This window comes from Bradyrhizobium sp. AZCC 1721 (assembly GCF_036924715.1).
GTDB lineage: Bacteria > Pseudomonadota > Alphaproteobacteria > Rhizobiales > Xanthobacteraceae > Bradyrhizobium.
The window spans coordinates 5,639,153-5,662,699 of record NZ_JAZHSB010000001.1; the positions used below are offsets into that span (position 1 = coordinate 5,639,153).

A 23,547-nucleotide genomic window follows, 5' to 3' on the forward strand; every position below is an offset into this window, starting at 1 on the left:
GTTCACTGCCCCGCCGCGATCAGATCCTGGAGCTCATCGGCATCGAACTCCTGCTCGATCAGCCTGATCGACACGACGCGCGCGAATGACGCGAGGTCGGGATGAACGAACAGATCTGAAACCGGGATCGACACGCCGATCTCCTGCGACACCCGGCTAAGCACCCGCACCGCCAGCAATGAGTGTCCCCCGAGCTCGAAGAAGTGATCGTTGCGTCCGATCTGCTCTACGCCGAGCAGTTCGGCCCAGATCTTCGCCAGCGCGATCTCGATTTCGTCCTCGGGCGCCTCATAGAAGCGGTGCGGCTGGGCATCCTCGTGCGGCGACGGCAATGCGCGGCGGTCGATCTTGCCATTGGGGGTCAGCGGCAATTGCTCGAGCACCACGATCGCCGATGGCACCATGTAATCAGGCAGAATGGCCGACAGCGCATCGCGCAAGGCGCGGCCGTCAAGGGTCGGCTCGCCGCTCGCATAGGCGATCAACTGACGCCCGGTCCTGCTCTCGCGCGCCACCACGGCGGCGGCGCGCACGCCGCGCTGCTCGAGCAGGCGCGCCTCGATCTCTCCCAATTCGATCCGGAAGCCGCGGATCTTCACCTGCTGGTCGGCGCGGCCGACATAGTCGATCACGCCGTCCGCCCGCCACCGCGCAAGGTCGCCGGTCCGGTAGAGACGCGCGCCGCTACCGCCGAACGGATCCGGGATAAACCGTTCCGCTGTCAGCGCGGCCCGGTTCAGATAGCCTCGCGCCAATCCAACACCGCCGATGAACAGCTCGCCAGTGACACCAACGGGTACAATGTTGAGATCGGCATCGAGAATGTAGGCGGACCTATTGCCAACGGGCCGTCCGATCGGCGCCGGCTGGCCCGGCGTCAACGCGGCGTCGTCGACGAGCCACGCTGTCGGCGCGATCACCGTTTCGGTCGGGCCGTAGGCGTTGACCAGAAGGTCGACATCGGCGGCCTGGCGAAGCGCTTTGATTACGCTATCCGACCAGGCCTCGCCGCCGACAATGCAGGCCCTGATCGAAAGCCGGCGCCCACTCTGCCGCAACGCTGCGCTCAATTGGTCCGCATAGGCCGGCGGCAGAAAGATCGACGTTACCGAGTTTCTCGCAATCTCATCGACGAGGTCGTCGATCAATAGACCTGGCCTGGACGGCAGCACGAGCGAGCCACCTGTCATCAGCGGCACCAGCCAGCGCTCGTGCGCGATGTCAAAATTGATCGAGGCCGACTGGAATTCCCGGTCGCGGGAAGTCATGCGGTACAATCGGCCGATCGCTTCGCAATGCATGGCCAGCGGCCCATGCGTTACCGCCACGCCCTTCGGCATCCCGGTCGAACCCGACGTGTAGATCACATAGGCCAGACTATCCGGATGAATCTCGACGTTCAGATTGGCTGTATCTTCGCCGACGGGCCGTTGGGGCTCGTCGATGCACCAGGCCTCGACGCCGGTCTCGCGCAGCACTGGCGCGAGGGGTTCGAGCAGCGCGCTTTGCGTCAATACCAGTGTCGCCGCGCTGTCGCGCAGCATGTAGGCGAGCCGCTCGGCCGGATAATCCGGATCGAGCGGAAGATAGGCGCCGCTTGCTTTCAGGACGGCCAGCAGCGCGACCATCATTTCAGGGCTGCGCATCAAAGCGATGCCGGTCAGGCGATCTGGACCGGCGTCGAAGTGGCGAAGCCGCCGCGCAAGCTGGTTGGCCCGGGCATTGACCTCGCCATAGCTCAAGCGCTGGCCGCCCCATACAATCGCAACGGCAGAAGGCGCCGCCGCGGCTTGCGCCTCGATATGCGCGACGACGCCGACATAGGAAGCACCTGTCGCCAAGCGGCCGGCACTGCTCCATTCCAGAATTCGCCGGGCCTCATCACCGGCGGATAATCCGAGATTGCCGATCGGCCGCTCCGCATTGGCAGCGATCCGCTCCAGCAATCCGTGCAGGATGTCCCGGAGGCGCCGGATGGCAACCTCGTCAAAGCGGGCGCGGTCGTAGCTGAACTCGAGATCGAGCCGTTCGCTTCCGGCAAACACGGCAACCGCCAGCGCATAATTTGTCGGCGTCACATGTTGCACCCGTCCCAGGCGCGGGCCGCTCTCCCCCGTTCCGCGCAGCGCCTCATCGATCGGATAGTTTTCGAACACCAGAATGCTGTCGAACAGCGCCTGCCCGGCCTGGCCGGCGAGGCGCTGGATTTCGTAGAGCGGCGTCCAGCCATGCTCGCGCAAGGCCAGGTTCTGCTCCTGCAACTGACGCAGCCACTCGCCAGTTCGCGCTTGCGGGCTCGGCGCGTCGACAATCGGCAACGTATTGATGAAGAGGCCCACCATCTCCTCGGAGCCCGGCAGGTCTGCCGGACGGCCCGACACGGTCACCCCGAAACAGACGGCGGCCTGCCCCGAATGCCGCCGCAACAACTGCGCCCACGCCGCCTGAACGAGCGTATTGAGCGTCACGCGCTCACGTTTCGCAAATGCCTTCAGCCGTTCGGCCAATTCCGGATTCATCGAAAGCGCAATGCTGGCGTGTCCCTCCTCCGATGTTTTGTTGTTCGTAGCCGGCGCATTCGCCAGCAGGGTCGGCGCTTCGAGCCCTGCCAAAGCGTCGCGCCAGAATTTTTCGGCGCCTGCATGATCGCGGCCCTGCAGCCATGCGATGTAGTTGCGATAGCTGCCCTGCACGGCCGGCAGTGTGCCCCCGCTCACATGCCGAAACACCTCCGCAACCAACCGCGCCGAGCTCCAGCCGTCGACAAAGATGTGGTGATGGGTCCAGATCAGCCAGTGGCGCTTGTCGTCGAGTCGGATCAACCGCACCCGCTGCAACGGGGGCTGAGAGACGTCAAAGCCGCTCTCGCGCTCCCGCCGCGACGCATCCGCCAGCACGGCATCCAGTTCAGCGCGCCCGCCATTGCGTTCCAGCGCTGCCGTCCGGTTGCGCCAATCCTCTTCGACGAATGGCACCGTCACATGACGGTGCACAACCTGCTGGGCCGCGCCTGACATATGTTGCCAGACAAAGCCGGTCCGCAAGGCGGCGTGCCGGTCACTCACTGCCTGCCACGCGGCTCGAAGCTTGTCGGCCTCGAAGCCGAACAGCTCGAGCCCAATCTGGTTGACATAGGCATCGTTGTCGCCATCGCGGACCGCGTGGAACAGCATGCCCTGCTGCATCGGCGAGAGCGGATAGATGTCCTCGATGCCGCGGAGATCGAAAGTCGTCGCCAACCGATCGAGATCGGCCTGGTCGAGCCCGGACAACGCAACGTCCGAAGGCGTGAGACCAGATGCTCCGCTGCAGCAATGCGCCACCAGCTCGCGCAGGGCCATTTCGTAAAGTTTCGCCAGCCGCTCGACCGTCTCTCGCCGATAGCGCTTGCGTCCGTATCCGAACGACAGATACAGACGTCCCTCACGCACCAGACCGGTGATGTTCAGCCATCCCCGCAAGGGAGCGGCGGCGCTGCGAGACGCACCCGCGCTCTCGGGCGCGAATCCGAACAGCGAGGAAGCCCCCACGCTGCCGTCGAAGCGGCCGAGATAGTTGAAGACGATCTGCGGCTCCGCCAGTTGGGCCAGCGCCTTGCGCTGGTCCTCGGAGCCGAGATAGCGCAACACGCCGTAGCCAAGCCCACGGTTCGGAAGCGCGCGAAGCTTCTCCTTCACCGTCTTGATCAGGGAGGCATGGTCGTCCGACCCGCCTTGCAGCCGCACCGGGAAGGCCGTCGTGAACCAACCGACCGTCCGGGATACATCCGCATCCGGAAAGATGTCCTCGCGGCCATGCCCCTCGATCTCGATCGTCACATCGTCGCGCTGGCTCCAGCGCGATACGGCACGCGCCAGGCTCGCCAGCATCAGATCGTTGACCTGGGTCCGATAGGCCGACGGCGCCTCCTGCAGCAGGCTTGACGTCACTTCGGTATCGAACACCAGCGACACCTCTTCGCCGTCACCGACGCGATCGACGCCGCCATGATCATCGTCGCACGGCAGGCTTGGACCCGCCGCACAATCGAGCCAGAACGGCAGTTCGCCAGCTAGCTCCCTGGTCGCCGCGCAGGAATGCAACCGTTCACCCCAGGACGCATAAGACTCGCTCTTCGGCGGCAGCGTCACGGCGGCGCCTCTCTTCAACTGGTCGTACGCCGCGGCCAGATCCTCAAGAAGTACACGCCAAGATACGCCGTCGACAACCAGATGATGGATCGCGATCAGCAGCCGCTGGCTGCCGTCCGCAAGGTCCATCGCCACCGCACGCAGCAAACGACCCGCGGACAGCGACAAGCTTTCCTGCGCGGCCGATGCAAGCGCGGTGACCTGTGTCGCATCTCCGACATCGGTATGGATCCACAGCAATTCCGAGGGCGATGGCGGTGTGCCCTGCGCCGCGCGCCACGCGCCGTCGACCTGCGCGAACTGCAGGCGCAACGCATCGTGATGATCGACGATCGTCGTCAGCGCACGCCGCAGCGTCTCCCAGTCCATCCGCGTCTGCGGTGCCAGCAGCACCGCCTGGTTCCAATGGTTCCTGTTGCCGATGTCTTCGCTGAAAAAACGCGCCTGAATGGGCAGCAAATGACGCATGCCGGTTGCCGCATCGGTCGAAACCTTTGCGGTCGAACTCTCCTTCCTTGCCGCAGGTGCCGCCGCGACGGCGGCAACGGTTGCCAACCCCGCCACGGTCTGCTGGCCGAAGACCTGCTTCGGCGTCAGGCGAATGCCGCGCTTGCGCAAGCGTGCGATGATCTGCAGGCTGAGAATGGAATCGCCGCCAAGCTCAAAAAAATTGTCGTTGCGGCCGATGCGTTCGCGACCGAGTACCTCACGCCAAACCGCCGCAATCTGTTCCTCAGTGTCTCCCAGCGGGGCGGAATAGTTCGCGGCGACCACACCTCCCGCCGGCTCCGGCAGCGCCTTGCGGTCGACCTTGCCGTTTGGCGTGAGCGGCAGCCGCTGCAGAACAATGACGTGCGACGGCACCATGTATTCCGGCACCACCGTCGCCAATTGCTGCTTGATCATATCCGGCTTCGGCGTGGCGCCCATCGCGGGCACACAATAAGCAACGAGCTCCTGGCGTTCGGCGCTGCCGCCGATGGCGCGTGCGACAACCACCGCGTCGTCGATCCCCTGCAGCGCCTTGATCGCGCGCCCGACTTCGCCAAGCTCGATGCGATAGCCGCGCAGCTTGATCTGATCATCGCTACGGCCGAGGAATATCAGGCGACCTGCCCGATCGCAGCGAACGCGATCGCCGGTGCGATACAGCCGCGCTCCGGCAGGCCCAAACGGATCCGGAACAAAGCGTTCGGCGGTCAGGCCAGCCTCGCCACGATAGCCCCGCGCAACGCCGGCGCCGCCAATATAGAGTTCGCCGGCTACGCCGATCGGCACTTCGTTCAGCGCATCATCCAGAACGTGCGCGCGCAGATTGGCAAGCGGCAAGCCAATCGGAACCGAACCCGTCCCGCATTCAGCTTCACATTCGTGCGTGACCGCGCCAACTGTCGTTTCCGTCGGCCCGTAGTGATTCAGAATTCGGCATTGCGGCCGCAACGGCCGGATCTCGTTCAACAGCGCAGAATCACTGGCTTCCCCACCGAGGATCAGCGCATCGCTCGGCAGGAGATCGGCCGAGCGTGACGCCTTCAGCAGCCCTCGCAGATGGCTGGGCACGATCTTGAGAACGCCGACTTCGCCGTCCCGCATGACTTTCGCGAACGCATCCGCATCGAACACCACTTCGGGCGGCAACAAATGCAGCGTCGCGCCGGAGGCGAGCGCACCGAACAGGACGGTATGGCCGAGATCCGCCGCGACTGTCGAGACCATCGCCATGTTCGCCAAGTGCTGCGGTTGCAGGCGCGGCAGCAGGGCCTGCACATAGTTCGCCAACGCGCCGTGCGAGACGGCGACGCCCTTCGGCGTCCCGGTCGATCCGGAGGTATAGATGACGTAAGCGGTCTGCGTCGGGTGGATCAGATTGTCGAGCGGTACGCTCGATGTATCCCCGCGCGCCGCTTCGGCTTCCGCATCGAGCACAAGGCAATCGAGTGCACGCGCTTCCGCCAGCTTATCGCCGGCAGCCAGCACGATTTCGATGCCTCCGTCCTTCAGGATGCGCCTGATGCGCCCCAGCGGCCATTTCGGATCGAGCGGCACATAGGCGCCGCCCGCCTTCAGCACGCCAAGCAGCGCGGCAACAAAGGCCGGCGAGCGCTCGATCCACAGCGCCACCGGCACCTCGCGCGTCACGCTCTTGCTTGCAAGCATGTGAGCGATGCGGTTCGATTTCCGCTCCAGCTCGGCAAACGTCAGCGTCTCGCTGCCGCACCGGATGGCAACCGCGGCCTGGCGATCGGCGGTCGACGCGCGATGAAGATTGACCACATCGGTGAATCCGAACACGGCTGCCTCGCTCGGCACGACCTGCCGGTTCGCATCGTCGATGACGAAGTCCGATATCCGCCGCTCCGCATTTTCCGCGATCTGCCGCAGCAATGAACCGAATTGTGCGGCCAGCCGCGCGATCGTCGGGGAATCGAACAGATCGGTGGCGTAGTTGAATGTCGCCTTCATGCCCCCGGCGCCGTCGACGACATCAAGCGCGAGATCGAAATGTGAACCCGCGAGGTCCATGATGTCGATCTCGGCGGTGAGCCCTGCGATGCCGTCGAACCCGCGCGGCGCCGTCATGTAGTTGAACTTGGCCTGGAACAGCGGATTGTGCCCACTGCTTCGTTCAGGGCGCAGCCCGTCGACCAGCATTTCGAAGGGCAGGTCCTGATGGGACAGCGCCTCGATCACCGCGTCCTTGACCTCTCGGAGCAGGTTCGGGAAGGTTGCTTCATCGGCAATCTCGGCGCGCAGCACCAGCGTGTTGACGAAGCAGCCAATCAGCCGCTCGAGCTGGGCGTGACGACGCCCCGCGACCGGCACGCCGACGCGCAAATCGCTCTGCCCCGTGTAGCGATACAGCAGCGCCTGATATGCACCGAGCAGCAGCATGAAGACGCTCACGCCATATTTTGCGGCGATGTCCCGCAAGCGGGCGGCCAGCGCGCCATCGATGGCAAGGCCGATCGTATCGCCGGCATGGCTTTGCGTTGCGATACGCGGACGGTCATGGGGCAGCGCCAGCACGGGGTGCGCGTCACCCAGCTTTGCGCGCCAATAGGCGAGCTGCCGATCTCCCTCGCCACAAGCGAGCCAGTTTCGTTGCCAGACTGCGAAATCGGCATATTGCATCATCGGCACCGGCGGCCGGCCTGCGTCCTGCCCGGTGCCGTTGCGGTAGAGTCCCGCCAGCTCTTCGAGCATCACGTCGAGCGACCATCCATCGACGACGATGTGGTGAGCAAGCAGCAGCAATTCGTGCGCATCATCTGCGAACTGAAGCAACAGCGCCCGCAATAGCGGCCCATTGACAAGGTCGAACGGTTTTCCGAGTTCGAACCGTCTGACTTCCGCCGCATGCTCGGCGGAAAGACCCCGGAGATCCTGGTGCCAGATATCGACGCCGAGGGCGTCGTGAATAACCTGCCTTGCGCGACCGTCCGTTGCGACGAATGTGGTGCGCAGCACTTCGTGACGCTGAACGATCTCCGCAATCGCCTGCGACAAGGCGGTATGATCGAGCTTTCCCTTGAGCCGGATCGTGCTCGCGACCGTATAGGCCGTACCATTGGGGTCCAGATTCCAGAGAAACCACAGCCGCTCCTGCGCATGGGACAAGGTCACGCGGTCGGCCGGCGCTGCCCGCTGGATCGGAGGAAGCGCCCTCTTCGCGCCCTCGCGCAACAGGGCGTCGATATGATCAGCGAATGCTGCAAGCTTCGGCACGTCGAAAAAGCTGCGCAGTTCCAACTCGACGCCGAAGCGTTCGCGCAGCGCGGCCGCGGTCTGGCCGGCCGCGATCGAGTTTCCGCCCAGCACGAAGAAATCGTCCTCGCGATGCACGGCCTGGACGCCCAGCGCCTCGCACCAGATCGATGCCAGCGCGCGCTCGGTGTCGGTTACGGGCGCCGTCAGCGTCGCGCCATCGCGGCGTCGCCCTCGCTCAAACACCATAAAGCTGTCGAGCGTGTTGTTGGCCCAGCCGGCGGCGCAGGCGGAGCGCTGCAGTTTTCCGCTCGTCGTCAGCGGCATCGCTTGCGGATTCAGCAGGACGATCACGGCCGGATATTCCTGCGCCTGCCGCAGCACCGCCTCGCCGATTCCCTGGGCGAGAGCCTCGGGACGCTCACGCTTGAGAACGGTACGGCTGAACTCTGCCGCGACACCAATGCTTTCCCGTCCATCGATCTCGACCGCAAACGCGGCAACCCGTCCGCTGCGGACGGTTTCGACCTCGGCCTCGACCGCCTGCTCGACGTCAGTCGGATATACATTCTGGCCGCGAACGATCAGCAGGTCCTTGAGCCGGCCCGTCACGATCAGCGTGCCGTCCTTGACGAAACCGAGATCTCCGGTACGCAGCCAGCGCATGCCATCGCGCGCGACGAAGGCTTTTTGCGTGGCCTCAGGATTATTCCAGTATCCGAGCGCGACACTCGGGCCGGCGACCCAGATCTCGCCGACTTCGTCGGCCGGTGCCGCAGCCGACCCATCGATGCGCATGATGCGCGTGACGTGGCCCGCGACCGCCCGACCGCACGCCACGAGATCGGTCCCTTGGTCGGCTGTTGCGACGCGGCCCGCCGCAAGCGCCGCCGTATCGAGGGTATAGCTGACAGTTTGGGTCGAGAGGTCACCTGCCGTCACCAGCAGCGTCGCCTCGGCTAGGCCGTAGCAGGCGTTCAACGCTCGTCGATCGAACCCGGCCGGCTTGAATCGTTCCCCGAATATGCGGAGCGTATTGCTGCGAACAAACTCCGAGCCGGAGAATGCGAACTTCCAGCGGCTAAGGTCGAGCCGGTCGATCGTTTCGTCGGAAATGCGGTCGGCACACAGCGCGAAGGCAAAGTCGGGTCCACCGCTGATCGTGCCGCCGTGACGATCGATGGCCTCAAGCCAGCGTCGCGGCCGCTCGAGAAAATTGCGCGGCGACATCAGGACGGCGGTAAAGCCGGTAAACAGCGGATTCAGCAGCCCGCCGATCAATCCCATGTCGTGATAGAGCGGCAGCCAGCTTACGAAGACGTCGTCGAGCGCTCCTCGGGCCACGGCCTCGATGGCCTTCTCGTTGGCCGTCAGGTTGGCGTGCGAGACGCAAACGCCTTTCGGCTGCGAGGTCGATCCGGACGTATACTGCAGGAAGGCGACCGCATCTGCCTCCGGCCTCGTCTCGCGCCACTCCGCAGCAAGCGCCGCCGGTATCGCATCTACCGCAACGATCTCTATGTTCGCCCGCTCGGGAAGTGCCGCCTCCACCGCACCAACCAGCGCGGCTTCCGTCAGGATGAAGCGAGGCGTCGCATCGCGCAGAATGCCGTTGAGACGCCCCGCATAGCGTTCGGCGCCGCCCTCCGGCGGATAGGCTGGGACGGCGATCACGCAGGAATACAGGCACGCATAGAACGCCACGGCATAGTCGAGGCCGCTGGGCAGCAGGATAACCGCGCGCTCGCCCGCGCCGCCCAACTGCTGCAGGTAGGCTGCGACGGATCGAATCCGGGCGTCGAGACCGGCAAACGTCAGCTCTTCGGCGACGCTGTCTCCCTCCAGGAAGCGCAACGCGATCCGATCGGAGCGTAACGCGGCGTGGCACCGTAGTCGTTCGACGAGGTTGTCTTTGTACATCTTCTCGAATCCAGTCCGCGCGCGACGACGATTCTCGCCGCCCGAAAATGCCGATCAGCCCTGCCGATGCGCTTCCGCCATCGCGACGATCACCTTGCGCGGCCCCTTGAACGGCGCGCGCGCATGCGCGGTGAGCATGTTGTCAAGCATCACCACATCGCCGGCCTGCCAGGGAAAACTGATCTTGTGCGTTTCGAGAACGTTGCGGACGGTGGCGAGCGTCTCGTCATCGATCGGCGAACCGTCGCCGTAGAAGACGTTACGCGGCAGTTCAGTCTCGTCGCCGACCACGTCGAGCAGACTCTCGCGAACTTCCGGCTCGAGATTGGAGACGTGAAACAAATGGGCCTGATTGAACCAGACCCACTCTCCCGTCGCCGGATGCCGCGCCGTCCCCTGACAGATCTGGCGCGTGCGAAGCTCGCCGTCGTCCTTCCATTCGCATTCGATATCGTGCCCGGCGCAGTAGGCCTCGACCTCCGCCCTGGACTCCGTGCCGAACACCTGCTGCCAGTCGACGTCGAGCCCGTTGCCGTAGTTCCGCACATACATCACGCCCTTCTCGGCGAAACGCTCCCGAATGGCCGGCGGCATATCGCGATAGATGGCGCGGCTGTCGGCGATCGGCGTTTCGCCGCCCTCCTGCGCCGGCTGCATGCAATAGAACCAGATCTTCATCGGCCAATCGCGCGTATAGGCCTGCTCGTTGTGCAGCGGGATATGCTGGTGCGGCGGGTACTCCGTGGAGGTGTAGACGCCGGAGGTAACCTGCGAGCGCGGCGTCGATCCAAACTCGTAGGTGAGCAGCGGATGACCGAAATCGGCCGCGAACGCCCGGAAGGCATCAGGGCCGTCGAGAGAGAAATCGCGAAACACGATGCCGCCGCAATCGGTCAAATGCCGGTCGATGGTGTCGCGCAGCATGGGAAGCGCCGCGCCGAGCGGCTGCCCGATCTTATCGGCCTTCAGCAACAGCGGAAGGCTTTTGCCTTCAATGAGTGGCTGGACGGAGAATACGCTCATGATCCTCGCTCCGATGCGAACCGATCGATCGCCCCGACCGTCGGGCCAGGGCCGATCCGATCAGGCCGAGCAGTTCGGTTTGCTGCGTGTGAATGAAGAAGTGATGGCCCGGCAGCGTGTGAAGCGTGAATTCCGCCGAGGTCTCCTGTTGCCAAGCTTGTAGCGATTCGCGGCTGGTCTCGTCGTCGGCCCCGCCGAAGACGTGCACGGGACACGACAACGGACGCCGCCGCCGATAGACATAGGCGCCGCACATCAAAAAATCGGCGCGAAGCACCGGCAATGCCGATCGCATCAGCTCCGCATTCGACAACGCCTCGTCCGGCGTGCCCTGCAGATCGCGGAGCTCCTTCAGCAACGCCTCGTCGCTCAATGGCAGGCGCCATTTGCTGCCGTCTCGAACGGCCGGCGCCTCGGCGCCGGAGGCAAAGAGAATAGCCGGCGCGGGCGCGCCGCGATCACGCAGGAAATGCGCGAGTTCGAACGCAATCAGCGCGCCGAGGCTATGTCCAAACAGCGCATAGGGCGCATCGAGCTGGGCGTGAAGTTCTGCAGCGAGCTGCCATGCAAGCGCGTGGGGGTCGGTCGCCAGCGGCTCGTCCATGCGCGCGCCGCGCCCCGGCCACTCCACCGGGTAGACATCGATCCATGACGGCAAAAGCCTGCGCCACCGCGCATAGAACATGGCGCTGCCGCCGGAGTAAGGCAGACAAAGAAGCCGCATCGGAAGACAAGGCTCCGTTGGCTTAAGCCGACTTCTGCGGGGCCGTCTCGTCCATGAATTTGCGCAACGTCAGCGGGCGCATGTCGGTCCACACCTGCTCGATGTGTTCAAGGCATTCCTTCTTGCTGCCGGTCTTGCCCACTGCTGTCCAGCCGTTCGGAATTTCCTTGAACGTCGGCCAGATGGAGTATTGCTCTTCGTGATTGATGACGACGGTGAAGGTGACGTCGTCTCTGTCGAACACCATCATGGTTCGGTCCCTTCTTCAGAAAACGAAAGCAATGCCGTGTTGACTAGGTCAGAAGCAAATCATGGTCAAAGCAATATCGACGACGAAGTTTTTAATAGCTCCAAGTTGGCGATGACGTGACACGATGCAACCTCCGCGCTTGCGGGCCGGCGCGCATGAGGCGCGCATGACAAGTGACTGATGGGCAATGCGATGCGCAGTTTCTTGCAATTCTAACTCGCCAGTCCGGAACCTTTTCGATTTTCGAAATCGCACATCCAGCATCCGATGATCTTTCATCGCATTGTCATCAATTTCGATGAGTCAGTTTTGCTGAAACCATCAGATCAAAGAAATACCGCCGCGGATGAGATCCGCGGCGGCACAAATTGCAGGTGATTGGATTGACGCGACGCTCAGAAGTTGAACGTCGTCGACAAGAGATAGGTGCGCGGGGCAGCAAGCGTGATAACGCCGCTGTAGGCCGAGGCCCAATAGGCTTCGTTGAAGACGTTCTCGATATTGGCGCGGACGACGATCGGCTTGCCGTTCCAGGGCGATGTGAAGGTATACCGCGCTCCAATGTCGACCCGCGTCCACTCCGGCAGCGAGAGCGTGTTGGTAATATTGACATATTGCGAACTGGTATAAATGACCCTAGCCGAGAGCGTCAGGTCACGCATGAACGGCGTATCCCACTCCGCTCCGATATTGGCGGTGATTGCCGGAACGCCTACCGCCGTCCTGCCGTCAGTGGCACCATTGGGCGTCTTGATCTGTTTGCCATCGATCAACGCGACACCGCCGAGCAACCGAATCGCAGGCGTGACTTCGCCGAACACGTTGAGTTCGACGCCCCGATTGCGCTGCCTTCCGTTAAGCTGCTGGGACGGAGGGATCCCCGTCGCCACCGTGATGATGCTCGGCTGTTCGATATCAAACACGCTCATAGTCGTCGTCAGACGGCCCGCATCGATCTTCACGCCCGCTTCAGCCTGCTGGGTCTGCCCCGGCGGGAATACAGTCCCGGGATTGGAAAACCCCGGACCCACGACATGCGGCGTCTGGAGTCCTTCGATATAATTTGCGTATAGCGAAATGTTCTCGACCGGCTTGACGACAAGGGCGTACGCCGGGGTCCACACGGTTTCATCTTGAAAAGGATGGCTTAAACTGGGCGCAAGGATATTCGTCACCTCGCTTCCGGCCGTCTGACGACGAACACCGACCGTCAACTGAATGCGGTTATTCAGCATCGACATGGTATCGGAAAAGCCGATGCTTTGGAGATTTACGTTGGTATTTTGTCTTAGAGTCGGGACATTCAAATTCGGACGAGGGACATTCGTCGGCGGGGTGTAGAGATTCCAGGCAATTAGCCCTGCTGAACTCAGGACACTCTGATCATAGGTCCGGTCATTGATCGAATAGTTCATGTTCAGAGCATGATTTATCGGGCCAGTGTCGATCGACGCGCGCACGCCCGTTTCTCCCGCAAAGGTCTCGAACGTCTCATGCCCAAGTCCCGGACGCCCTACCAAAGAGCCGTTGGCGTTGATAATGCTGGGAGAGGGATAAGTATAGTCGATCTTGCTGTCATGATAGCCAAACGACGCATACGCGGTCATCCAGTCAGTCACGTCCACTTCACCTTTTACGGTGGTGAAGAAGTCCTTCGGCTTATAGTAGGCCCACGGCACCTGGAAGTTCGTCCCGGCCTTCGGCGGCGCAGGAATGGATGTGAGGCCCGGGCCAATTCCAAAGAAGCGTAGCGGAGGAGTCAAATTGTCGGCTTGATAACCGACATCGACTGCCATGCGCGCGTTCTCGCCCCGGTAGTCGAGGCCGAGAACGACGTTGCCGAATTCGTCGGTCTGACGGTCCCACGGTGTATTGCCGTTCGAATAGGTGCTGTTCACCCGAACGCCCCACTCCTTGTGCTCGCCATAGCGCCGACTGACGTCCATATTCGCGCCGAACTGCGATTTGGAAACGTAGGTCCCCGTCAGCCGCGTAATGTCAATGTCGAGAGCATGTTTGGTGATGAGATTGATGCTGCCGCCGACCGCACCGCCGCTCGCAACACCGGTACCGCCAGTGGTCATGCCGTTAAGCACGGCACTCGGGCCTTTCAGAACCTCAACCCGCTCGATGAAATTTGCCCCGATGGAGTAGTATGGCGCGATTCCGTACAGGCCGTTCAGCCCGAAATCGCCGCTGTCATAGTAGAAGCCGCGGACGAACAGACTGTCGGCGCCGCCGCCTGCTGCCTGGATGACCCGCACGGACGGATCATTCGCCAGGACGTCACGGATGGTTCGAGCCTGTTGATTCGCGATCAACTCCGCCGTGTAGCTGGTCTGGTTGAACGGCGTATCCATCACGCTGCGGTTGCCGAGAAGTCCGAGGCTCCCGCCCGTCGCCACCTGTCCGCCGGCATATGCAGGCGGCACCGTGCCAACTGTGCCCCTTGAAGGCACCACATACGGAACCGGCTCCACCCGACGCGGCGCCGGCGCCGCGACGCGCCGCTGCACGCGCGACGTGGACGTTTGCGTTCTCCGTGCTGGGGCGGGCCGCGCGCGTTGCTGGGTTGGAGCATCGACGGTGACGGGCGGCAAATTCTGCGCGAATGCTTTGTGGCCGCCGGCAAAATCCAGAGAGAGCGCAAGATAGCTCACCGCTCCCAGCGAAACAGCGCGCACAACATTTCTGGCAGCGACTTGATACGTCATACTTCCACCCCAAAAGCCCACAAGCAGGTCTCGGCTCGTTCTAACTTCTGAGGTGCAAACGGCGAGTAGAAGCCATCTAAGGTAACGAAGCGTGCACATAACGGATTGCGTTAGTGGCGATGAGGCAACACCTCACGTTTTTCGAAGCGTTCTAAACCGTATGAAATTTTTAAGCGTTCTAATTTGTGAGGTGAACGCGAAGTCGAATGCAGCGGTCGGCCGAGTCGTGATGCTTTGTTGTGCAGCGATATCAGGAAATTGATTCGCGCCACATCAACCCAACAGATTGCGCAACGCGCGAATGAAGACCCGCGAGCCGACTTCGATCAGCTCGTCCGGAAAATCATAGTCCGGCGCATGCAGGCCGGCATGATCAACACCTGCGCCCAGGAAAAACATCGCAGACTTCGCTTGCCGGTTAAACAGGCCGAAATCCTCAGAGCCGCGCAGCGGCAGACCCCGCATGGAGTGCGCGATCCCTTCGGCATCAAGCGCCTTCTTCAGATGAACGACGGCCTCCGGCGCGTTCGTGCAGTGAGCGAATACGTCGCGATAAGCGATCTCCACTTTCAGCCGCTCGTCTTCTGCAACGCGCCGAACCAGATTCTCAGCCTGCAAGCGGATGCTTTCCATCTTTGCATCCGTCAGCGTTCTCAGCGTCAACCAAAGCTCGGCATGACCCGGCGAGATGCCAAACGCCGGCTCGCCCAGCCGCGCGTGGGTGATCGTGACCATAGAGAATTCGCTAGTCAGCTCGCCGCCCTGTCCCAGCGCAGGGATTTCGTTCAGCAGCCGGACCATGGCTCGTTGCGGCGAAACGCCGAGCTCCGGATTGGATGCGTGTGCCGTTCGGCCGAACAATGCGATCTGCATGCCGCGCGAGGCGCAATTGACCAGGCCTTCTGCGATGGCAACTTCGCCCAGCGTAAGTCCCGGCAGATTGTGCAAGGAAAACACAAAATCCGGCTGGACCTGCTGAAATTTTTCGTCGGCAAGCACAGAAGCCGCGCCCGATCCATCCTCTTCAGCGGGTTGGAACAGCAACACGGCCCGCCCGCAGCTCGGACGCGTTCGGCAGAGATCGCGCGCTACGGCTGCGAGGATCGTCATATGACCGTCATGACCACAGAGATGCGCTTTTCCCGGCACCTCGGACCGATGCGGAATCGCGGACGTCTCTTGAATCGGCAGTCCGTCCAGTTCGGCCCGAAGCATGATCGTCGGGCCCGGCGTACTCCCGTCATAGATCCCGGCCACGCCGTCCCCGCCTAATTGCGTAATGATCTTGTCGGCCCCGGCCGCCCTGAGAAACGCCTGTACGGTTCGCGCCGTCTCCTTCTCCTGCCCCGACAATTCCGGCCTGCGATGCAATTCGCGGCGCCAGGCCACCAATTCGGCGAGGTCCTGTTCGCGCAAGAACATGAGCTATCCCAGGTTCGTGACCATCGAGACCATCTGGCGGACGTTGAAAAATTCATCGATCGTACGCAATCTGATTCAACCTCTCCTTCGAGATGTTCCAAACGAGTCAGTCCGCCGGCAGTGACGGAGGCAAAAGGAATTCGTCTCCGGGGAGCGCGGCATAAGCCGTCAAACCATTGCGCAGGGAATGCCGGAAGCCCCGGACGCCATGCGCCGCGGGAACGCTGACTTGCGATCGGCCTTGGGAGGGGAATCGGCGGTTGACTCGGGAACCGCTAGCAATCAGAAAAAGCCCTGAAAAATGAACGGCAAGACAAGAATATTTGGCATAAATAATTGGTCGGAGTGGCAGGATTCGAACCTGCGACCCCTGCGTCCCGAACGCAGTGCTCTACCGGGCTGAGCCACACTCCGACTTGGAACGCGGCTTATAGCCTTGGGTTTCGGCGACCGCAAGCAGCCGAATTAAGGAAATTAATCACAGTGAATGTTGGCCTGAAAACCCAGATTCTGTCTGCCGGCGAGGCCGCCGTGGCGGCTGCCGCGCGTGCACTTTCAGAAGGCGGGCTGGTGGCGTTCCCGACCGAGACGGTCTACGGCCTCGGCGCCGATGCCACCAATCCGGCCGCGATCGCCCGCCTCTACCAGGCCAAGGGCCGGCCCGCCTTCAACCCGCTGATCGCCCATGTCGGCGATCTCGCCGCCGCGCGGCAGATCGCCCGGTTTGATGCGGCTGCGACGGCGCTGGCCGAAGCGTTCTGGCCCGGCCCGCTGACGCTGGTGCTGCCGAAGACGGAAGGTTGCGCAGTCGCCGATCTCGCCACGGCCGGCCTCGATACGGTCGCGGTCCGCATTCCGGCCCACAGGATCGCGCGCGACATCCTGCGTGAGTTCGGCGGCCCGGTGGTGGCGCCATCCGCGAACATCTCGGGCCATGTCTCGCCTACCACGGCCCTTCATGTGCAGAGCGACCTCGCGGGGCGGATCGACCTGATCGTCGATGCCGGCGCGGTCGAGGTCGGCGTCGAATCGACCATCGTCGGCTGCCTTGACGCGCCGATGCTGCTGCGCCCCGGCGGCCTGCCCCGCGCCGAGATCGAGCGCGTGCTGGGCCGCGCGCTGGTGCAGCCGCCGGCGGACACCGAGAGCGAAAGCGGCCAGCCGCTGGCGCCGGGCATGCTGGCCTCGCACTACGCGCCGCGCGCGCGTGTCCGGCTCAATGCTGTTGCGCTCGAGCCGGGCGAAGCATTGCTCGCGTTTGGCCTCGGAGCAATTTCGGGAATTGACGCCGCCTCTCACGTGATGAATCTGTCGGAGCGCGGCGATCTCGACGAGGCCGCCGCCAACTTGTTCGGCCATCTTCGCGCGCTCGACAGCAAAGGCGCGCGCACCATCGCGGTGATGCCAATTCCCGACGAAGGATTGGGCGAAGCCATCAACGACCGGCTGCGCCGCGCAGCGGTGGGGCGGGAATGAAAGAGAAGAAAATGAATATCGTTCAGGGTTCCATGCCGCCGCTTCCCGCCGAGCTGATCGCAAAGTTTCGCGCCATCGTCGGCGACAAATATGCGGTGACCGATGCCGCCGATATTGCGCCCTACGTCACCGAGGAACGCGACCTGTTCCACGGCCGCTCGCCGCTGGTGCTGCGACCGGGCTCGACGGCAGAAGTGTCCGCGATCTGCAAGCTTGCCAGCGAACACAAAATCGCGCTGGTGCCGCAGGGTGGCAACACCGGGCTGGTCGGCGGGCAGACCCCGCACAATGGCGAGGTCGTCGTCTCGCTCCGGCGGCTGGACAAAATTCGCGAGATCGATCCTGCCTCCAACACCATGACGTGCGAGGCCGGCGTGGTGCTGCAGATCGCGCAAGCTCGCGCGGCCGAAGTCGATCGCCTGTTCCCGCTCTCGCTCGGTGCGGAAGGAAGCTGCACCATCGGCGGCAATCTCTCCACCAATGCCGGCGGCACGGCGGCGCTCGCGTACGGCGTGGCGCGCGAGATGGCGCTCGGGCTGGAAGTCGTCCTCGCCGACGGCCGGATCCTGAACGGATTGTCCAAACTGAAAAAGGACAATACCGGCTACGATTTGCGCAACCTCTTCATCGGCGCCGAGGGCACGCTCGGCATCATCACCGCGGCGACGCTAAAGCTGTTTCCGAAGCCGCACGCGGTGGAGACCGCCTATATCGGCCTCCAATCGCCGGCGCAGGCATTGAAGCTGTTATCGATCGCGCAGAATGAGGCCGCCGGCAGCCTGACCAGCTTCGAATTGCTGGCCGACATCGCCGTCGATTTCAGCCTGCGTCACGGCATCGACATCCGCGATCCGCTCTCGACCAAGCACTCCTGGTACGTGCTGATGGAATTGTCGTCCTCGCGCGACGACGCGCGTGACGCGCTGGAAGCGATCCTCGCCAAAGGCATGGAGGAAGGCATCGTCGATGATGCCGTGATCGCGGCGAATCTCTCGCAGCGCGCCGCGTTCTGGAAACTGCGCGATGAAATGTCGGCCGCGCAGAAGCCGGAAGGTGGCTCGATCAAGCACGACATCTCGGTGCCGGTCGCGGCGGTGCCCGCCTTCATCGAGGAAGCCAACGCGGCCGTTGTAAAGCTCATTCCGGGCTCGCGGCCGGTGCCGTTCGGCCATCTCGGAGACGGCAACATCCACTACAATGTCAGCCAGCCGATCGGCGGCAACACCGCCGATTTCATGTCGCGCTGGCATGAGGTCAACGAGGTGGTATTCGAAATCGTGCTGCGGATGGGCGGATCGATTTCCGCCGAGCACGGCATCGGCGTGCTCAAGCGCGACGAACTGCCCGACGTCAAGGACAAGGTCGCGATCGAACTGATGCGCGGCATCAAGTCGATGCTCGACCCGCTCGGCATCATGAACCCGGGCAAGGTGCTGTGACCGTATCAGCGACAAAGCCCGTACCTGCGCTCGCCATCACCGACATCGCGGATGCCGATGTCGCGGCCGTGATCGCGCTGTGGCAGGCCTGCGGCCTGACGCGGCCCTGGAACGACCCCGCCAGCGATATCGCGCTCGCTCGCCGCGGACCGCACTCCACGGTGCTGATCGGCCGCGAGGGTGGCGCAATCGTTGCCACCGCCATGGTCGGCCATGACGGCCATCGCGGCTGGGTGTATTACGTTGCCGCTGATCCCAAGCTCCGCGCGCAAGGCTATGGCCGCGCCATCATGAATGCAGCCGAGGACTGGCTGCGCGCAGCCGGCATTCCGAAACTGCAATTGATGGTTCGGCGCGAAAACTTGGACGTCGCCGCATTCTACGAGTCGATCGGCTACGAAGAGGCCCAGACCGTCGTGTTCGCCAAATGGCTCGACGGCCGCGCGCCGACGCGGTGAGCTGAAGGATTGCCATGAGCCTCGCAGATCGTGTCCGCTTCAAGAACGTCCGCGTGCTCTCCGACCGGCACTATCGGTTGGAGGAGGTCGAGTTCGACTATCGCCGCGGCAACGGCGAATGGCAGACGATGAAGCGGGAGGTTTTCGACCGCGGTCACGCCGCCACTCTGTTGGCGTACAATGTCGCAAGCCGCACCGTCGTGCTGACGCGGCAGTTCCGCCTGCCGCCCTATCGGGCCGGTCACGACGATCTCATGATCGAGGCCGCCGCCGGCATGCTCGACGACGAGACTCCCGAGAATCGGATTCGCGCGGAGACGGAGGAGGAAATCGGCTATCGACTGCACGATGTGCGCAAGGTGTTCGAGGCCTTCATGAGCCCGGGCTCGGTCACGGAGAAACTGCACTTCTTCGTCGCCGAATACGAAGCTGCGATGCGGGTCGGCGACGGCGGCGGATTGGCCGACGAAGGCGAGGACATCGAGGTGCTGGAATTGCCGATCGACCAGGCACTCGCGATGATATCGGACGGCCGCATCGTCGACGCCAAGACCATCATGCTGCTGCAATACGCGGCGCTGAATATTTTTCGGTAGATCACTCTGTCGTCGTCCCTGCGACCCATAACCCCAAAATGCTGGTTGTGGATATGCGAACGTGGCCCCGGCGTTGTTCAACATTCAGATCAGTGGTTATGGGTCCCCGCGTTCGCGGGGACGACGATGGAGAGAGCATCACGCTCAAAACAACGAGCCCTGCCCGTCATCCTCCGGCACAGCCGAAGCCACCTTGCGCGGCGCAGCGCGCTTCGCAGGCTTCGGCTCTTCCGCTGCGCGCTGCTCGTCGGTGATCGGCAGCAGCAATTGCGCGTCGTCATTGACGACGCGGTTGACGCGCGTCGAAATCTCGTGCCAGGCGAATTCGCCCTCAACAGGCCCGCGCAGCAGCGGCATGACATCTTCTGCGTCGTGGATGCGGCCATCGAGCCAGCGCTCGAATTCGTCGGGCGCGATCGTCACGGGCACGCGGTGATGCAGCGTGGCGAGATCGCGGCTGGCGGGCGCGGTGACGATGGCGACGCCGTCAGTCTCCTCGCCGTTCGGCCCCATCCAGGTCTCCGCCAGCGCAGCAAAGCCAACGGGACGGCCGTCGCGGCGATGGATGAAGAATGGCCGCTTGCGGCCGCCGGCGTCCTGCCATTCGTAGTAGCCGTCCGCCGGGATCAGACAGCGCCGCCGCTTGATGGCGTTCTTGAACGCGGGCTTGTCGAGCACCGTCTCCGAGCGCGCGTTGATCAGGAGCGTAAATTTACGAGGATCTTTCACCCAAGCCGGCACCAGGCCCCAGCGCATCAGCCGGAAATGGCGCCCGCCATTTTCCAGAATCACCACCGGAATCGGTTGAGTCGGCGCGATATTATACCGCGGCGGGAAATTGGGCTGCTCGATATAGCCGAAGATTTGCCGAAGCGCCTCCGGCGGCGAGGTGATGACGAAGCGTCCGCACATTATCTGACCAACATAAGCTTCCGTTTAATGGGTGTTAACCCCAGATGTTAACAGTGCGATGGATGACCTCCATGGCTGCCACAGAAGTGCGATCCGATCCGCCGATGCCGCCACCGACGGGCCGGATAGACGAGGCCCGCGCGGAGCAGTTGCGCGCCGCCAATATCAATCCTCGCACCGGGCTCGCCACCGACTATCTGAATCATTTCAACGAAGCCGTCATGCTGCTCGAAATGGTTCCGGACATGCCGGAATGCGCCGAGGATTTTCTCACCTGGACGCCGCTGTCCTACGCCGAGCATTTCTGGGCCTCCAACTTCAAGGCCCGCGACCTCGCGATCGAGGCCTATGAATGCGCCGACCCCAAGGTCCGTGCCGATTTCGACAAGCTCACGGCGACCATGACCTCGATTCTGACCGCGGTGGGCAAGGCGATGCGCGAGGCCCAGCAGGACAAGACCCGCGCCACGCTGGCTGAGCAGGCCACCGCCTGGGTCAAGCCGCTGGTGGCGCTGGCCGGCGGCGTCATCAACGGCAATGCCGAGGCCGACTTCGACGCGGTGATGTCGAACTAGCCGCCTCGTCCCCGGCCCACCACATTAGACCTGCGTGGCCCGATCGGGCATGATTGCTTGCGCAGCGAGTTCCTTGGCTACCGGATCACCCCTTGACCTCCCCCATTCAGTCGGACCGCCCCCAGCTCGCCGTCAGCGGCGCGATCTTCCGCGACGGCAAGGTCCTCTTGGTCCGCCGCGCCCGCTCGCCGGGCAAGGGCTTTTACTCGCTCCCCGGCGGCCGGGTCGAATTCGGCGAATCCCTGCATACCGCGCTCCACCGCGAAGTGGACGAGGAGACGGGCTTGCGAATCGAGATTCTGGGCCTGGCCGGCTGGCGCGAGGTGCTGCCTCGGGCCAGCGGCGGCGGGCATTACCTGATCATGTCGTTCGCGGCGCGCTGGACGGCCAGGGAGCCGGTCCTGAACGACGAGCACGACGATTTCAAATGGCTGGCGCCAGACAGGCTCGGCGATCTCAAGGTGACCGGCGGCCTCCTGGAGGTCATCGAGGCCGCCCGGAAGCTGGTCTAGGCCGTCCTACCGGCGCCTCATGCCTTGCCTCGGGCGTATTGAGGGGGCATATCGGCCCTCAAATGTTCAAGCACGCCCTCGCCGCCCTCATTCTCGTTTCGGCATGCCATTTGGCTCCCGCACGCGCCCAGGACGCGGCTGCGCCGTTCGACGGCGACCTGCAGCGGCTGGCCGAGATTCTCGGCACCCTGCATTACCTCCGGGGCATTTGCGGTGCCAATGAAGGGGCGAAATGGCGCAACGAAATGCAGGCGCTGATCGATGCCGAAACCCCTTCCGGGGACCGCCGCGCTCGCATGATCGCCGGCTTCAACCGCGGCTATAACGGCTTTCAGCAGACCTACCGGACCTGCACGCCGGCAGCCTCGGTCGCGATCCGCAGATATATCGAGGAAGGCTCCAAAATCTCGCGCGACCTCACCGCGCGCTATGCGAACTGAGGGTTGCTGTTTGACGCATTTTCTCACCGCGAACCGGTGCCCACCCCGGATCAAGTCCGGGGCAGGCTTTCGCTCGAAAGCGCTATGATGAACACGATCTATTTCGATCTCGACGGAACGCTGACGGACCCCAAGCTCGGCATCACCCGCTCGATCCAGTATGCGCTGCAAAGGCTCGATCATCCCACCATCCCGACCGAGGACGAACTGACCTGGTGCATCGGCCCGCCGCTGCGCTCAAGCTTTGTGAAGTTGCTCGGCGATCACTCCGCGGACCGCGCGGTGACGCTCTATCGCGAGCGATTTTCCGACATCGGCCTCTACGAAAACGGCGTGTACGACGGCATCGACGAAGTGCTGACGGCACTCCGCGCGTCCGGCCACCGGCTGTTCGTCGCTACCAGCAAGGCGCACGTGTTCGCCGAGCGCATCATCGACCATTTCGGCTTGCGCAAGCACTTCGAACGCGTGTTCGGCGCCGAGCTCGACGGCACCCGCGCGGACAAGTCGCATCTGCTGGAATATGCGTTGAAAGAAGTCGCCGTTGATCCGTCCAAAACCCTGATGATCGGCGACCGCAGCCACGACATGGTCGGCGCAAAAAACAACGGCATGAAGGGCATCGGCGTGTTGTACGGCTACGGCAGCCGGGCCGAGCTGATCGAGGCCGGCGCCCACCATGTCTGCGCCACGCCCGGAGCGATCCTCGGTTGCATTCCTTGACGATGGGAACCTCATGGAACCGCCGCCTGAAATTCGAGCAGCGCCGTTAACCTTTCCTAAAGATGTGGCTAGGCGGCCCCGCACCGCGTGCTACAGCTTGTCGCGTTAGGATGCGAACCGCCCTGGTTCGCGCGCAGATTTTCGTTGAGCTTCATGAGCCGCCCAGTCTCCTTCTCGACCGCCCACGACCCGCTTCCGGATCTCGAACAGAAGCAGACTGCCCTTAGCTACCTGAGCGAGGCCTGGGCCGAAGCGCGGCACGATGGCGTCGACGGCGATTGCCTGGCGCAGGCGAGCCTGTTCACGGCGCTCGCCGAACTGGTCTCGACCTATGGCGAGGACGCGGTGGCGAAATTCGCCGAAGGTCTTTCGGCCCGCGTGCGCAACGGCGAATTTTCGCTGACGCTGGCGAAGCAGTAGCGGCTGCATCGTCATTGCGAGGAGCGCAGCGACGAAGCAATCCATCCATCCGTCATGCCGCGCGATGGATTGCTTCGCTGCGCTCGCAATGACGGGAGAGATTCTGCC

17 protein-coding genes and 1 tRNA gene are annotated in these 23,547 nt (G+C 63.3%); 9 read left to right on the forward strand and 9 right to left on the reverse strand.

The window, feature by feature from the left end; translation table 11 throughout:
* Window positions 1–2 precede the first annotated feature (2 nt).
* The 8 genes from V1273_RS26980 to V1273_RS27015 form a co-directional block, all read right to left on the reverse strand.
* Window positions 3–9,755 (reverse strand): amino acid adenylation domain-containing protein, encoded by a 9,753-nt coding sequence (locus V1273_RS26980; protein ID WP_334411468.1) that lies wholly within the window; start codon window positions 9,753–9,755, stop codon window positions 3–5.
* 54 nt (window positions 9,756–9,809) lie between these two features.
* Entirely contained in the window at window positions 9,810–10,778 is a 969-nt protein-coding gene (locus V1273_RS26985; RefSeq protein ID WP_334364271.1) for a TauD/TfdA family dioxygenase, read from the reverse strand.
* The gene (locus V1273_RS26990; RefSeq protein WP_334411470.1) at window positions 10,747–11,502 is read right to left on the reverse strand and encodes a thioesterase II family protein; all 756 of its coding nucleotides are present in this window, start codon (window positions 11,500–11,502) and stop codon (window positions 10,747–10,749) included. The genes V1273_RS26985 and V1273_RS26990 overlap by 32 nt, the downstream gene beginning before the upstream one ends.
* Before the next feature lie 22 nt (window positions 11,503–11,524).
* Window positions 11,525–11,752 carry an MbtH family protein gene (locus V1273_RS26995; protein ID WP_334411471.1) on the reverse strand — a complete coding sequence of 76 codons (228 nt, stop codon included), beginning with the start codon at window positions 11,750–11,752 and terminating at the stop codon, window positions 11,525–11,527.
* Window positions 11,753–11,800: 48 nt separating this feature from the next.
* On the reverse strand, window positions 11,801–12,031 hold the full coding sequence (locus V1273_RS27000; protein ID WP_334411472.1) for a hypothetical protein: 231 nt from the start codon (window positions 12,029–12,031) through the stop codon (window positions 11,801–11,803).
* A gap of 116 nt (window positions 12,032–12,147) precedes the next feature.
* The gene (locus tag V1273_RS27005) at window positions 12,148–14,466 is read right to left on the reverse strand and encodes a TonB-dependent receptor (protein ID WP_334411473.1); all 2,319 of its coding nucleotides are present in this window, start codon (window positions 14,464–14,466) and stop codon (window positions 12,148–12,150) included.
* Window positions 14,467–14,739: 273 nt separating this feature from the next.
* Complete coding sequence (locus V1273_RS27010; RefSeq protein ID WP_334411474.1) at window positions 14,740–15,888, reverse strand: amidohydrolase; 1,149 nt, start codon at window positions 15,886–15,888, stop codon at window positions 14,740–14,742.
* A gap of 337 nt (window positions 15,889–16,225) precedes the next feature.
* Window positions 16,226–16,302 (reverse strand) — tRNA-Pro (locus V1273_RS27015).
* A 69-nt stretch (window positions 16,303–16,371) separates the two neighbouring features.
* Between V1273_RS27015 and V1273_RS27020 the strand changes: the two genes are divergently transcribed.
* The 4 genes from V1273_RS27020 to V1273_RS27035 are packed head-to-tail and all read left to right on the forward strand — an operon-like array spanning window position 16,372 to window position 19,857.
* A complete protein-coding gene (locus V1273_RS27020; RefSeq protein ID WP_334411475.1) occupies window positions 16,372–17,364 on the forward strand; it encodes an L-threonylcarbamoyladenylate synthase in 993 nt (330 codons plus the stop codon).
* Window positions 17,365–17,375: 11 nt separating this feature from the next.
* Window positions 17,376–18,803 (forward strand): FAD-binding oxidoreductase, encoded by a 1,428-nt coding sequence (locus V1273_RS27025; RefSeq protein ID WP_334411476.1) that lies wholly within the window; start codon window positions 17,376–17,378, stop codon window positions 18,801–18,803.
* Window positions 18,800–19,261 (forward strand): GNAT family acetyltransferase, encoded by a 462-nt coding sequence (locus tag V1273_RS27030; protein WP_334411477.1) that lies wholly within the window; start codon window positions 18,800–18,802, stop codon window positions 19,259–19,261. Before V1273_RS27025 ends, V1273_RS27030 begins: the two co-directional genes overlap by 4 nt.
* 14 nt (window positions 19,262–19,275) lie before the next feature.
* The gene (locus V1273_RS27035; protein ID WP_334411479.1) at window positions 19,276–19,857 is read left to right on the forward strand and encodes an NUDIX domain-containing protein; all 582 of its coding nucleotides are present in this window, start codon (window positions 19,276–19,278) and stop codon (window positions 19,855–19,857) included.
* Window positions 19,858–20,001: 144 nt separating this feature from the next.
* On the opposite strand, the gene V1273_RS27040 is transcribed toward V1273_RS27035, so the two are convergent.
* Entirely contained in the window at window positions 20,002–20,769 is a 768-nt protein-coding gene (locus V1273_RS27040; RefSeq protein WP_334411480.1) for an SOS response-associated peptidase, read from the reverse strand.
* Window positions 20,770–20,831: 62 nt separating this feature from the next.
* Here V1273_RS27040 and V1273_RS27045 point away from each other — a divergent pair, with 62 nt between their 5' ends.
* The 5 genes from V1273_RS27045 (at window position 20,832) to V1273_RS27065 (ending at window position 23,439) form a co-directional block, all read left to right on the forward strand.
* Window positions 20,832–21,344, forward strand: coding sequence for a hypothetical protein (locus V1273_RS27045; RefSeq protein ID WP_442893665.1), 513 nt, complete (start codon window positions 20,832–20,834; stop codon window positions 21,342–21,344).
* A 92-nt stretch (window positions 21,345–21,436) separates the two neighbouring features.
* Window positions 21,437–21,856: an NUDIX hydrolase gene (locus V1273_RS27050; RefSeq protein ID WP_334411481.1), complete on the forward strand. Its 420-nt coding sequence runs from the start codon at window positions 21,437–21,439 to the stop codon at window positions 21,854–21,856.
* Between the two features lie 62 nt (window positions 21,857–21,918).
* Window positions 21,919–22,296: a TIGR02301 family protein gene (locus tag V1273_RS27055; RefSeq protein WP_028346913.1), complete on the forward strand. Its 378-nt coding sequence runs from the start codon at window positions 21,919–21,921 to the stop codon at window positions 22,294–22,296.
* 87 nt (window positions 22,297–22,383) lie between these two features.
* Window positions 22,384–23,019, forward strand: a complete 636-nt coding sequence (locus tag V1273_RS27060) for an HAD family hydrolase (RefSeq protein WP_334412271.1) — start codon at window positions 22,384–22,386, stop codon at window positions 23,017–23,019.
* A 153-nt stretch (window positions 23,020–23,172) separates the two neighbouring features.
* Window positions 23,173–23,439: a hypothetical protein gene (locus tag V1273_RS27065; RefSeq protein ID WP_334364416.1), complete on the forward strand. Its 267-nt coding sequence runs from the start codon at window positions 23,173–23,175 to the stop codon at window positions 23,437–23,439.
* The last annotated feature ends 108 nt before the right edge of the window (window positions 23,440–23,547 follow it).